General features: G+C 68.1%; 15 protein-coding genes. 3 read left to right on the top strand and 12 right to left on the bottom strand.

Annotated elements, in window-relative coordinates; genetic code table 11:
* Window position 1: 1 nt before the first annotated feature.
* The 12 genes from M2299_RS11345 to M2299_RS11290 all read right to left on the bottom strand — a co-directional run bounded on the left by M2299_RS11345 (window position 2) and on the right by M2299_RS11290 (window position 9241).
* Entirely contained in the window at window positions 2–772 is a 771-nt protein-coding gene (locus M2299_RS11345; RefSeq protein WP_080149573.1) for a glycosyltransferase family 2 protein, read from the bottom strand.
* Window positions 762–2450, bottom strand: a complete 1689-nt coding sequence (locus M2299_RS11340) for an AMP-binding protein (RefSeq protein WP_218788187.1) — start codon at window positions 2448–2450, stop codon at window positions 762–764. Before M2299_RS11340 ends, M2299_RS11345 begins: the two co-directional genes overlap by 11 nt.
* Window positions 2443–2994 carry a membrane protein gene (locus tag M2299_RS11335; RefSeq protein WP_025878012.1) on the bottom strand — a complete coding sequence of 184 codons (552 nt, stop codon included), beginning with the start codon at window positions 2992–2994 and terminating at the stop codon, window positions 2443–2445. Before M2299_RS11335 ends, M2299_RS11340 begins: the two co-directional genes overlap by 8 nt.
* Before the next feature lie 22 nt (window positions 2995–3016).
* Window positions 3017–3274: an acyl carrier protein gene (locus M2299_RS11330; protein WP_025878014.1), complete on the bottom strand. Its 258-nt coding sequence runs from the start codon at window positions 3272–3274 to the stop codon at window positions 3017–3019.
* A gap of 16 nt (window positions 3275–3290) precedes the next feature.
* Window positions 3291–3548, bottom strand: coding sequence for a phosphopantetheine-binding protein (locus M2299_RS11325; RefSeq protein WP_005411610.1), 258 nt, complete (start codon window positions 3546–3548; stop codon window positions 3291–3293).
* On the bottom strand, window positions 3535–4332 hold the full coding sequence (locus M2299_RS11320) for a lysophospholipid acyltransferase family protein (RefSeq protein WP_280884362.1): 798 nt from the start codon (window positions 4330–4332) through the stop codon (window positions 3535–3537). Before M2299_RS11320 ends, M2299_RS11325 begins: the two co-directional genes overlap by 14 nt.
* Window positions 4325–5071: a beta-ketoacyl synthase chain length factor gene (locus tag M2299_RS11315; protein WP_025878021.1), complete on the bottom strand. Its 747-nt coding sequence runs from the start codon at window positions 5069–5071 to the stop codon at window positions 4325–4327. The genes M2299_RS11320 and M2299_RS11315 overlap by 8 nt, the downstream gene beginning before the upstream one ends.
* Window positions 5072–5300: 229 nt before the next feature.
* Window positions 5301–6314, bottom strand: coding sequence for a cytochrome d ubiquinol oxidase subunit II (cydB, locus tag M2299_RS11310; RefSeq protein WP_025878022.1), 1014 nt, complete (start codon window positions 6312–6314; stop codon window positions 5301–5303).
* 1 nt (window position 6315) lies between these two features.
* Entirely contained in the window at window positions 6316–7713 is a 1398-nt protein-coding gene (locus M2299_RS11305; protein ID WP_280884361.1) for a cytochrome ubiquinol oxidase subunit I, read from the bottom strand.
* Between the two features lie 304 nt (window positions 7714–8017).
* Window positions 8018–8233, bottom strand: coding sequence for a membrane protein (locus M2299_RS11300; protein WP_032976798.1), 216 nt, complete (start codon window positions 8231–8233; stop codon window positions 8018–8020).
* Window positions 8230–8874, bottom strand: coding sequence for a sigma-70 family RNA polymerase sigma factor (locus tag M2299_RS11295; RefSeq protein WP_117311737.1), 645 nt, complete (start codon window positions 8872–8874; stop codon window positions 8230–8232). Before M2299_RS11295 ends, M2299_RS11300 begins: the two co-directional genes overlap by 4 nt.
* Before the next feature lie 37 nt (window positions 8875–8911).
* Window positions 8912–9241 (bottom strand): hypothetical protein, encoded by a 330-nt coding sequence (locus M2299_RS11290; RefSeq protein ID WP_025878030.1) that lies wholly within the window; start codon window positions 9239–9241, stop codon window positions 8912–8914.
* 167 nt (window positions 9242–9408) lie between these two features.
* Between M2299_RS11290 and M2299_RS11285 the strand changes: the two genes are divergently transcribed.
* Genes M2299_RS11285 through M2299_RS11275 form a run of 3 tightly spaced genes read left to right on the top strand, consistent with a single transcriptional unit; the run spans window position 9409 to window position 12791 of the window.
* Window positions 9409–11781 (top strand): S9 family peptidase, encoded by a 2373-nt coding sequence (locus M2299_RS11285; RefSeq protein WP_280884360.1) that lies wholly within the window; start codon window positions 9409–9411, stop codon window positions 11779–11781.
* The gene (locus M2299_RS11280; protein WP_099785858.1) at window positions 11778–12197 is read left to right on the top strand and encodes an NUDIX domain-containing protein; all 420 of its coding nucleotides are present in this window, start codon (window positions 11778–11780) and stop codon (window positions 12195–12197) included. Before M2299_RS11285 ends, M2299_RS11280 begins: the two co-directional genes overlap by 4 nt.
* 30 nt (window positions 12198–12227) lie before the next feature.
* Window positions 12228–12791, top strand: a complete 564-nt coding sequence (locus tag M2299_RS11275; RefSeq protein ID WP_033832530.1) for a hypothetical protein — start codon at window positions 12228–12230, stop codon at window positions 12789–12791.
* The last annotated feature ends 34 nt before the right edge of the window (window positions 12792–12825 follow it).

Below are 12825 nucleotides of genomic sequence, written 5' to 3'. Positions count from 1 at the left end.
CTCAGCCCTGCCCCTGCAGGCGGCGCCACAGCAGGCGCGGCGCGCGCCAGAGCATGCCGAAGAACAGCCGGGTATGCATGCGGCTGATGCGCACGTTGTCGCGCCACACATCGAAATGCGAAACGCCGTCGGCGGGATAGGTCACCCGCGTAGCCAGGTGGTCGACCGGTACCTGCCGCCAGTACAGGCGCACCATCACTTCGGTGTCGAAATCCATGCGCCGGCCGATGGTTTCCTCGCCGACCAGGCGCAGCACCGGCGGCAGCGGATACACCCGGAATCCACACATGGTGTCGCGCAGGTGCAGCGACAGCGTGTTGATCCACACCCAGATGTGGGTGGCGTAGCGACCATACAGGCGCGCCTTCGGCACACTGGCATCGTAGGCGGGAATGCCGCAGATCACGGCGTCCGGCCGCGCGCGGGCGGCGTCGATGAAGCGCGGCAGGTCGCCGGTGTCGTGCTGGCCGTCGGCATCGATCTGCAGCACATGGGTATACCCACGACGCTGCGCTTCGGCGAAACCAGCCAGCATCGCACCGCCCTTGCCCTGGTTCACGTCCAGCCGCAGCAGGTCGACACCCGCTCGCTGTGCCAGTTCCCGCAGCACCAGCGCGCAGGACGGCTGCGAGCCATCGTCGACCAGCAGGCAGGGCAGGCCCGCAGCCTGCACGCCATCGACGACCGCGCCGATGGCGTGTTCGTGGTCGTACACGGGAATGACCACCAGCGGCGCGAACGCGCCGCCAGCGGTGGCCGGCTCAATGCGCATCGGCGAACACCACCCTGCCGCTGGCGTGCACGCCATGCACCGAGGTGTAGCGGAACGTCAGCACGCCGCGCCCGGTGTCCCAGTCCAGGTGCAGGGTCAGCTCGTCGCCGGGGCGGGCCACGCGCTGGAACTTCACTGCATCCATGCGCTGGAAACCAACCGGCAACACGAAGGCCTGGCGGCCGAAGCGCACCGCCCAGTCCAGCTGGGCGACGCCGGGCAGGATCGCCGCCTGCGGGAAGTGGCCCTGGAACGCGCGCAGCGCGGGGTCCAGCGTCATCCGCAGGGTGGCCGCCGCCTCGTCGCGACAGTCCCAGACCGGCACCGGCATCATCGGCTGGAACAACGCCACCAGTGCGGCCTGGGTGACCTTGCCCTGGGCATTGATCGGCAGCGATTCGACCAGGCGCCAGCGCCGCGGCCGGGTGACCGCATCGTGGCCCTGCGCCAACCGCGCACCGAGCCGCTGTCCCAGCGCACGCCGTGCGCCGTCACCGGCACGTGCCAACGCCGGATCGGCCGGCACCACCACGGCCGCCAACTGCTCGCGCTGGCCCTGCAGCACCAGCACGCGCACGTCCTCGACTTCTGGATCCTCGCGCAGCGCGCGCTCCAGTGCATCCAGCGAAACGCGGCGTTCTTCGATCTTGACGATGCGGTCGGCACGGCCCAGCAGGCGGAAGCGGCCATCGGCCAGTGCTTCCACGCGATCCTGGGTGCGCCACCAGTCCAACGTCTCCAGGTGCGGCGAGGCCACCGCCAGGCAGTCCTCCTCGATCCGCCACTGCACGCCCGGCAACGGCTGCCACGGCGGTGCATCGGTGTCCCAGCGGCGCCAGGCGATGCCACCGGTTTCACTGCTGCCGTAAACCTCGGTGGGCGCCACGCCCAACCATTGGCGGACCTGGCGCGCGGCGTCCTCGGGCAGCGGGCCGCCGGAGGAGAACACCGCACGCAGGCGGCCGTGCAGGCTGGCCCAGTCGAGCTGCTCGGGCAGGCGCTTGAGATGGGCCGGGGTCGCCACCAGCACCGTGTCGGTACCGGCCAGCGCGCCCACCAGGTCTTCGTGGAAGAAGCGCCGGGGCTGGATCGCACGGCCGGCAGCCAGCGGCCACAGCACGCGGAACAGCAGGCCGTAGATATGCTGGTGGGACACGGTGCCATGCACCTGGGCCCCATCGAGCTGGGCGCCGAAGGCGGCCTGCAGCGCATCGACTTCGCGTGCCAGCTGGTCCAGCCGCTTGCTGATCGCGCTGGGCTGGCCGGTGCTGCCGGAGGTGAACACGCATAGTTCGCAGGCGCGCTCGTCCAACGGCAGCAGCGCCACGTCGGCGGCGGCGCTGTTGGTGGCCTGCAACGGCTGGTAATCCGCCGACAGGTCACCTGCGAAGCCACTCACCTGCGGCTGCAGCGCCTGCAATGTCGCGGGCAGGTTGTCGGCGGCCAGGAACACCCGCTTGCCGGCATGCCAGGCACCGAACAACGCCGCAGCGAAGGCCACGGTGTCATCGAAGTAGAGCGCCCAGTCACGACCTTCGGCAGCGCTGAAAGCGTCATGCCAGGCCAGTACGCGCAGGCGGAAGGCGACATGGTCGAGGGCAGTGCCATCGCAGATACCGATGTCACGACCGGGCTGCGCCGCGATCAGCAGCCGGTCCAGGGCAATCCAGTCAGCCATGCGCGTGCGCTGCCTTGACCCGACGCCGTACCAGCCATTCGCCCCCGAACAACAATCCCATCATCACGTACGCCAACAATCCGTTGTAGAGCATCCAGACCCGGTCCGACGCATACAGCGCGGTGAGCAGGGCGAGACCACCATTGAGAACGAAAAAGCCGCACCACACCTGGGTGACGCGGCGGGTATAGACCACCGCGAACGGTGGCAGGTCCGGCTCCTGCAGGCGCGCCAGGCGTTCCACCAGCGGCGGACCGAAGCGCAGGCTGGTGGCGAACACCGTCAGCATCACCACGTTCACCAGCGCCGGGTACAGCTTCAGCGGCAGGGCCTGGTTGAGCACGGTGGCCAGCCCGGCCAGCAGGCCCGCGCCGGCGGCGGCGGCCCACCACAAGGGCTGGCGGGTGCTCAGCGCGCGCAGCAGGGCCAGCGCGAACAGCAGCAGCGACAGCCAGCGTGGCTCGAAGCGGCCCATCGCCAGGTAGACCAGCACCGGATAGGCAAGCGAAATCGCTGCCACCACGACCATGCGTGCCCGTGCCATGGTCGCGGCGTCCGTGCTGCTGTCAGGCAGCGGCCTGACCGGGCAGCAGGCCATGCACGACATCAACGATGTCCTGCACGGTGCGCACGGCCTTGAACGCTTCAGGCTGCAGGTTGCGGCCGAGCAGCGGCTTGAGCTGCACGATCAGGTCCACGGCATCGATGCTGTCGATGTCCAGGTCGTCGTACAGGCGCGATTCCGGGCTGATCCGCGCCGGCTCGATCTCGAAGCTGTCGGTCAGGATGCGGACGATGCGCTCGAACAGTTCATTCTTGGTCATGGCAGTTCCTGGCGCCTTACGACTGGCGGGCGGCGACGAACTCGCCGAGCGCGCGCACGCTGGAGAAATGGCGACGGGTTTCTTCCGAGTCGGCCGAGAGGCTGACACCGTACTTCTTCTGCAGCGCCAGGCCCAGTTCCAGTGCATCGATCGAGTCCAGGCCGAGGCCTTCCACGAACAGAGGCGCGGTCGGATCGATGTCCTCCGGGGTGATGTCCTCCAGTGAAAGCGAGGAAATGATCAATTCCTTGATCTCGTGCTCAAGTGCTTGCACGGGTCGGATCTCCAGACAGGTCGAAATAACGAGTGAGGTGGTCGGTGACGCGACGGGCCGCCAGGGCATCCCCCCTTGGCGAGTCATCTTCGGCCAGGAACGGCGCGATCGGGATATCTTCGCCGATCTGCAGCTGAACGTGAAAACGACGTGAGGGTACACGATACCACTTCTGGCCCTTGGTCAACGTCGGCGGGGTGCAGGTGATGCGCACCGGGGTGATGTCCAGGCGTCCGCGCACGGCGATGTTGGCCGCGCCACGCTGCAGCCGCAACGGCTGCCCCGGCACGCTGCGGGTGCCTTCCGGGAAGATCACCAGGGTGCCGCCGGCGTGCACGGCCGCCGCGCAGTCATCGACCAGCCCAGCGCCGTCGTCATTGGAGATGTAGCCGGCGGCACGCACCGGGCCGCGCATGAACGGGTTGCAGGCCACCGCCCGCTTGACCACGCAGTCGGCATTGGGCAGCAGGGCGATCAGGCAGACCACGTCGATCAGGGTCGGGTGGTTGGCCAGCACCAGCAGGCCGTCGCGCTGCAGGCGTTCGCGCCCGTCGACCTGCAGGGTCATCACGCCCAGCCGGCACATCAGCCACACATGGCTGGCGAAGGCGCGCTGGACCAGCCGGCGGGCCCGGCGGCGGCGGGTCACCGGGTCGCGCATCAGCAGCAGCACCGGCATCACCAACACGCCCAGCAACAGGCCGCCGACGCCAAACGCGGCGAAGCTGAGGCCGGTGCCGAACACCCGCCAGGCATGATCAAGGCGGCGCAGCGCCTCAGCCACGGCGGCGCCAGGACCAGCGTTGGCCCTGGGTCACGTGCTGCAGCTGCGGATCCCCGGCCAGCAGGAAGCGGTGCAGGTCCAGCGCATGCGGCAACACGCCCGGCGCGGTCGGCCCGGCGTCGCCGGCGACCTGCCAGGACAGCGAAAGATCGCTGCCGCCGGCAGTACCGGCGGGTGCCAGGCGCCAGCACCAGGCGAAGAACGGGTCGGGTTCGTCGGCGAATTCGGCGTAAACGTCGGGCAACGGCGACTCATAGACCACGATCCGCACTTCACTGGCACCATCACCAAGCAGGCCGACGGCCTCCAGGCACGCCGCTTCCACCGTAGACTGGCCAGCGGACAACGCCAGGTAGTTGCCCCGGTGGCCGCGGGCGATCGAATACAGCGCGGCGATCGCGTTGTGCACCGACAGGCCGAAGCCGGTGGGCGACAGCGGCTGATCGGCCACCAGCGAGCCCAGCAGGTCCATCGATCGGGCGACATCGCCATGGCGGCTGGCGAACACCAGCGGCACCTGGCTGTCAGCACCCTGCCCGTCCTCGCACCAGCACGCGGCCTGGATCGCCATGCGGCCCAGGCGCTCGATCCGGCGGCGCTGCATGGCCGGAATCTCGGCCAGCGCCGGCGTGTCCTCACCCTGCGGCAGGAACGGTGCTCCGGCCCAGCCCATCCATTGGCTACGCTCGGTCAGGCCAGGCGCCCAGGCGGCCCAGTCGACAACGGAAAATTCGATCATTACCGGTGATGTTTCGATGGGCGAACGAGAGTCTCGAGCCATTACGGCGACACGCGGCTGCCCCCCATTCCTGCAGCCATGCATCCGTCCAGGACGTCGCCGGCTGCCCCCCTGGCTGCCGGAAAGGAGCGCACGCTAGCACGTCCGACACAGGGATGACATGTTTCACAAAGCACAACGGGGAGCGGTCAGCGACCGCCCCCCGCATGGACCGATCCAGCGAGCCGGTTCAGTGGTAGCCGGCGTCGGCGCGTACCTTGCCGCGGAACACCCGGTAGGACCATGCCGTGTAGCCCAGGATCACCGGCAGCAGCACCACCAGCCCCACCAGGGTGAAGCCCAGCGACGAGGCCGGCGCGGCGGCCTGCCACAGCGTCATCGACGGCGGCAGCAGGTACGGCCACATGCCCAGCACCAGGCCAGCGAAGCCCAGCACGAACAAGGCCAGGCTGAGCAGGAACGGCGGCAGGTCGCGACGCGGATGGGTGGCGCTGCGCCACAGCGCGATGGCCACCGCCAAGGTCAGCAGCGGCACCGGCGACAACCACCAGAAGTTGCCGTCGCTGAACCAGCGGTCCATCAGCCGCGACTGCAGGAACGGCAGCCAGCTGCTGACCAGGCCCATTGCCGCGATCACCGCCACCACCAGCGGGCGGGTCATCTGCCGGGCCAGCGCCTGCACGCGGCCTTCGGTCTTCAGGATCAGCCAGGTGCTGCCCAGCAGTGCGTAGCCGGCTACCAGCGCGGCACCGGTCAGCATCGCGAACGGGCTGAACCAGCCGAACGCGCCGCCCTGGTACACGCCATCGACCAGCGGCAGGCCCTGCACCAGCGTGCCGAGGATCACGCCCTGGGCAAAGGTGGCCAGCAGCGAACCGAGGCCGAACGCCACGCTCCACAGCCGCCGTGAACGGTGCGCCTTGAAGCGGAACTCGAAGGCCACGCCACGGAACACCAGCGCCACCACCAGCAGCAGCACCGGCAGGTACAGCGCCGACAGCAGTACGGCATACGCCTTCGGGAAGGCGGCCATCAGGCCGGCGCCGCCGAGCACCAGCCAGGTCTCGTTGCCGTCCCAGATCGGCGCGGCGGTGTTCATCATCAGGTCCAGCTGTTCCTCGTCCTCGGCGAACGGAGCGAGGATGCCGATGCCGAGCACGAAGCCGTCCAGCACCACGTACATCAGCACGCCGAAGCCGATCACCGCGAACCATGCCACCGGCAGCCAGGTCATCAGGTCCATGTCAGCGCTCCTCCAGCGGTTCGTCGGCGGCCGACAGCGGCCGCGCCGGGGTGTGGCTGCCATGGTCCAGCGACGGGCCTTCGTCGTACGGCTGCGGGCCGTGGCGCAGGATCTTCACCAGATACCAGATGCCCCAGCCGAACACGAAGGCATAGCCGATCACATAGACACCCAGCGACAGCGCGGTCATCCATGCACTCTGCGGGCCAACGGCATCGGCGGTACGCAGCACGCCATAGACCACCCACGGCTGCCGCCCCATCTCGGTGACGAACCAGCCCGACAGCAGCGCGATGAAACCGCTGGGCAGCATCCAGTTCCAGCCACGCAGCAGCCACGGCGAGGCCAGCAGCTTCTTCCGCCACAGCTGGAAGGCCGAGACCCAGGCCAGCACCAGCATCAGCGTGCCCAGCCCGACCATGATGCGGAAGGCGAAGAACACCGGCGTCACCGGCGGCCGTTCGCTGGCCGGCACCGACGTCAGCGGATCGAACGTACCGTCCAGGGTGTGGGTGAGGATCACGCTGCCGAGCTTGGGAATGGCGACCTCGAAATCGTTGCGCTCCTCCTTCTCGTTGGGCAGCGCGAACACCACCAGCGGCACACCCTCGCCCTCCTTGGTCTCATGCCAGTGCGCTTCCATCGCCGCGATCTTCATCGGCTGGTGCTTGAGCGTGTTCAGGCCATGCATGTCGCCGACGAAGATCTGCACCGGCACGGTCAGCGCCGCGAACGCCACCGCCGCGATCAACATCCGCCGCCCCGCTTCCACGTGCGTTCCCCTGCGCAGATACCATGCGCCCACACCACCGATCACGAAACAGGTGGTGATGAACGAACCCAGCGCCATGTGCGCCAGCCGGTATGGGAAGGACGGGTTGAACACCACCTGCCACCAGTCGACGGGGTGCACGACGCCGTTGACCATCTCGTAGCCGGCCGGCGTATGCAGCCAGCTGTTGGACGAGAGGATCCAGAAGGTAGAGAACAGCGTGCCCAGCGCCACCATGCAGGTGGACAGGAAATGCAGGCGCGGCGACACCCGGCCCCAGCCGAACATCATCACGCCGAGGAAGCTGGCTTCCAGGAAGAAGGCGGTCAGCACTTCATAGGTCAGCAGCGGGCCGATGACCGTGCCAGCGACCTCGCTCAGCCTCGGCCAGTTGGTGCCGAACTGGAAGGCCATGACGATGCCGCTGACCACACCCATGCCGAAGGACACTGCGAAGATCTTCTGCCAGAAGAAATACAGCTCGCGCCACACGGGCAACTTCGTGCGCAGCCAGCGCCACTCGATGAAGGCCAGCCAGCTGGCCGTACCGATGGTGAAGGCCGGGAACAGTACGTGGAAACTGATGACGAATCCGAACTGGATCCGCGACAACAACAACGCGTCCAAGGGACGCCTCCTGCCAGGTGCCGGTGGGATACCAGACCACTTTAGGGGGATATCGTTAAGCCGGGATGCGACCGGGTGACGCGCTGCTTCACTTTGTCGCAGGGTGCGTGGAAGCCGCCGGGCATGGCCCGGCGCTACACGTCATTTCATCATTGGTGGCTCCGGGCCATGCCCGGCGAGGTGCTGATTCACGCGGTAGCCCCGGGCCATGCCCGGCGGGGCGCTGATTCACGCGGTAGCTCCGGGCCATGCCCGGCGGGGCGCTGATTCACGCGGTAGCGCCGGGCCATGCCCGGCGGGGCGTTCACCGCCAGAAATACCAGACGCCCATCGCCAGCAACGCGCCCAGCAACACGATCTGCACCACCGCATAGCCCACGCTGCTGTCGCGCGACTCGGACGCAATCCGCTTCTGCAGCGCTTCGCTCACATCCGGCACCTCGTCCTGCCTTACCTGTTCATGCAAGGCCTGCGAGAGCGCACGCTCGTCGGGTTCGCGGGAATCGGTTGGTCGGCTCACAACAGTTCTCCGGCGGTGGCGTGCTTCACCAGCTCCTGTTTCAGGACCTGGCGCGCACGGTGCAGATGGCTCTTGATGGTACCCCGGGCCAGCCCGGTCACCTGCTCGATCTCGGCCAGATCGAAGTCTTCCAGGTAGTGCAGCCCGACGATCAGCCGCTGCGGTGCGCTCAGCCGCTCCAGCGCTGCTCCCAAGTGGCTGCCAGCCTGCAATGCCTCGCTGAGTTCGGAAGGGCCCGGACCCTCGTCACCGGCCCCCAACTTCTCCGGCGCTTCCACCGCCACCATCCACTGCGCTTCCAGTCGCCGCCGCCGCAGGTGCTGCAGCGCGGTGGTGTAGGCCACGCGCGAAATCCAGGTCCGCAACGAAGATTCAAAACGGAACCGGTGCAGCTGGCGGAACACGGCCAGGAAGGTTTCCTGCAGCAGGTCGGCCACCTGGTCGCGGTCGCCGACCATGCGCCCGATCACATGCGCGCAGGTGCGCTGATGTGTTTCCACCAACTGCGCGAAGGCCGCTTGTGAGCCGTCGATGATCGCGCCCACCAGGGCGCGGTCGTCCGACCACGCAGAGGGCTCCTCAACGGGGACATTGCGCCGCCGCCCCCGCAGTGCAGCCAGCGCTTCCCCCAGCAGGCTCATGCGTGGGACTCCCCCTGTGCCCGCAGCATGCGCCGGCTCAGCCCTTGCGCGTGGCGGGGCGGGTGAAGTGCCAAGCCAGCAGCTGGCCCAGCCCTGCGCTGCCGACCAGCGCGGCAGCTGCGCCGAACGTCAGGTCGCGGGCGCCGATGGCCTCCAGCAGCGCCATGGCCAGCGCCAGGCAGACCAGGCTGATGCCCCAGCGCAGCGCGCCCTGGCGGCGGCGTTCCTCCTCCAGCACCGCCAGCGAGCGGATGACTTCCTCCGGCACGTGCGGCGCCACCAGCTTGCTGCGCGCTCGCGCATCGGCGATGGCATGGATCGCATAGGCGATGCAGATGAAAAGGGTGATCGGGATGAGTTCCTGCATGGTCGTGCTCCTGTCCGGTGGATGATGCGGGTTCAGGAGATTGGATGCGCGACCCTGCCGACCGGTTGCACCGCTTTGCCGATTCCGCTGCCATGACCTGTGGCCCCTGCCCGGGGCCGGGACGGCTGCTACGCTTGCCCGGTTTCCTCTTCTGGTGCTGTCCGCCCATGTCCCGAGTGCTGCCCCTGTCCCTCCTGCTGTCTGCCGTGCTGGCCGCTCCGGCCGCGCAGGCTGCGCCGACACCGATCACCATCGAACAGGCCATGGCCGACCCGGACTGGATCGGTCCGCCGGTGGAGAAGGCCTGGTGGTCGTGGAACAGCCAGCAGGTGGAGTACCAGCTCAAGCGCAACGGCAGCCCGGTGCGCGACACCTTCCGCCAGCCGATCGCCGGTGGCGTGGCCGCGCAGGTGGCCGACGACCAGCGCGGCAGCTTGGACGTGGCCGATCCGGTGTACGACCGCAGCCGCACGCGCAGCGCGTTCGTGCGCAACGGCGACGTGTTCGTGCGCGACCTGCGCAGCGGCGCACTGACCCAGCTGACCCGCAGCAACGAGCGCGCCAGCGGCGTGAACTTCGCCGCCGACAATGGCGTGATCTGGCGCGTCGGCCAGAACTGGTTCCACTGGACCGCCGCCAGCGGCGTGCAGCAGGTTGCCAGCCTGAAGGCCGAAAAGGATCCCAGCACGCCGCCGAAGGCCGACGTGCTGCGCGACCAGCAGCTGCGCACGCTGGAAACCCTGCGCCGCGACCGCGAACAGCGCGAGGCGCTGAAGGACCAGGACCAGCGCTGGCGCCAGGCCGACCCGACCCGCGCACCGGGTCCGGTATTCCTGGGTGCCGACGTGGAGATCGTCGACAGCGTGCTGTCGCCGGACCTGGGCCACCTGATCGTGACCACCAAGCCGAAGGACTTCGATGACGGCCGCGGCGGCAAGATGCCGCTGTACGTGACCGAGTCGGGCTATGAGGAAACCGAGGACACCCGTCAGCGCGTCGGCCGCAACGGCTTCGAGCCGCATACCCTGTGGTTCGTGGATGTACGCAGCGGCAAGGCCGAGAAGCTGTCGCTGTCCAGCCTGCCGGGCATCGGCACCGATCCGCTGGCCGAGCTGCGCCGCAAGGCCGGCAAGGACGCACTGAAGGGCGACCGCAGCGTGCAGGTGATGAGCGACTTCATGGGCGGTGGCATCCGCTGGAGCGCTGACGGCCAGCAGGCCGCGGTGATGCTGCGCGCCAACGACAACAAGGACCGCTGGATCGTCAGCGTTGCTGTCGCCGACGGCCGCGTGCAGAACCGCCACCGGCTGACCGACAACGCCTGGATCAACTGGGGCTTCAACGATTTCGGCTGGATGGCCGATGGCCGCACGCTGTGGCTGCTGTCCGAGGAATCCGGCTTCTCGCACCTGTACACCCAAGCCGGTGGCGGCAAGCCGCAGGCGCTGACCAGCGGCAAGTGGGAAACCTCGGCGCCGGTGCTGTCGGCCGACGGCAAGGGCTTCTACTTCCTGTGCAACCAGCAGGCCCCGCATGACTACGAAGTCTGCGCGGTCGATACCGCTGCCCGCCAGGTGCGCGAGCTGACCAGCCTCAATGGCGTGGAAGATTTCTCGCTGTCGCCGGACGGCCAGCAGCTGCTGGTGCGCTATTCCGGCGCCTACCTGCCGGCGCAGCTGGCGGTGGTGCCGAGTACCGGCGCTGGCCAGGCGCGCGTGCTGACCGATACCCGTACCGCCGAGTACAAGGCGCGCCAGTGGATCCAGCCGAAGCTGGTGGCGGTGCCGTCCAAGCATGGCGCCGGCGTGGTCTGGGCCAAGTACTACGAGCCGGAAAACAAGGAACCCGGCAAGAAGTACCCGGTCGTGATGTTCGTGCACGGTGCCGGCTACCTGCAGAACGTGCACCAGCGCTACCCGGCCTACTTCCGCGAGCAGATGTTCCACAACCTGCTGGTGCAGAAGGGCTACATCGTGCTGGACATGGACTACCGCGGCAGCGAAGGCTATGGCCGCGACTGGCGCACGGCGATCTACCGCAACATGGGCCACCCGGAGCTGGAAGACTACAAGGACGGCCTGGACTGGCTGGTCGACACCCAGCAGGGTGACCGTGACCACGCCGGCATCTACGGCGGCTCCTACGGCGGCTTCATGACCTTCATGGCCCTGTTCCGCTCGCCGGGCACGTTCAAGGCCGGCGCCGCGCTGCGTCCGGTGGTCGACTGGCACCAGTACAACCACGGCTACACCAGCAACATCCTCAACACCCCGGACATCGATCCGGAGGCGTACCGCGTGTCCTCGCCGATCGAGTACGCACAGAACCTGCAGGACAACCTGCTGATCGCCCACGGCATGATGGACGACAACGTGTTCTTCCAGGATTCGGTGAACCTGACCCAGCGCCTGATCGAGCTGCACAAGGACAACTGGTCGATCGCGCCGTACCCGCTGGAGCGCCATGGCTACGTGCGTGCCGATTCCTGGCTGGACCAGTACAAGCGCATCCTCAAGCTGTTCGAGCAGAACCTGAAGTGAGTGCTGCCGCGGCCACGATCCACATCGTGGCCGCGGTCATCCTCGATGACCGTGGCCGGGCACTGGTGGTGCGCAAGCACGGTGCCAGCCGCTTCATCCAGCCCGGCGGCAAGCCCGACCCGGGCGAGGCACCCCTGCAGGCACTGGCACGCGAACTGGACGAGGAACTGGGCGTACGGCTGCACACCGCTTCGGCCATCGCACTCGGGAGTTTCGAGGACTGGGCGGTGAACGAGCCAGGCCATCGCGTGCAGGCGCAGGCCTGGCGGGTGTGGATCGAAGGTGAGCCGTGCGCGCGTGCGGAGATCGCCGAACTGGCCTGGGTGCCGCTGCAGCCGCCGCACGGCCGGCCCTTGGCACCCTTGAGTGAACACCATATCCTGCCAGCGGTCGCTGCCCTGGCGACGGCCCGCTGACCCGGCAGGCATCGCTCACCCGGACAACGGATGTCAGCTTCGATTCCCTCGATTCCAGCACCTGCCCCACCGCCACCCAGCAACTGGGTCGGCGCAGTGGCGCAGGGCTCGTTCTGGCTGAGCCTGCTGGTCACCCTCTATTTCCTCGCGCAGGCGCTGATGGCCGCGGCACTGGCCCGCACCGGGTTCTGGACCACGCTGGTGACACTGGCATGGGAACAGCAGCTCGACGGCAGCCTGTGGTGGATGCTCAAACACCCGGCGGCCACCTCGCTGCTGGTTGCCCTGCTCTGCCTGTTCTCGACCCTGGCCAGCTGGGGCCTGTGGCGCGAGCGACGCTGGGGCCTGTGGGCCTATGTGTGGATGCTGGGCCTGAGCGCGCTGGCCAACTTCGTGATCGCCTGGTGGATGGATCGCCTGCTGTTGGTGTTGATCGCGCTGCTTGCCAGCGACCCCACGGCGCAGCATGAGCTGCAGGTGCAGCGTGTGCTGTTCACCTTGACACTGGTCGGCACCTCGGTGCTGTTCGCGGGGCTGCAGGGCTGGCTGGGTTGGCGCCTGCTGCGACCGGACATCCGCTGCCGCTTCCGCTGACTCCCCTCCCGCGTTCCGCCTTCGACAAGGATGT

This window comes from Stenotrophomonas sp. 1278 (genome assembly GCF_029892765.1).
GTDB classification, from domain to species: domain Bacteria; phylum Pseudomonadota; class Gammaproteobacteria; order Xanthomonadales; family Xanthomonadaceae; genus Stenotrophomonas; species Stenotrophomonas indicatrix.
Note: the sequence above shows the minus strand (reverse complement) of the source record. Positions and strands in the feature narration are given on the sequence as shown.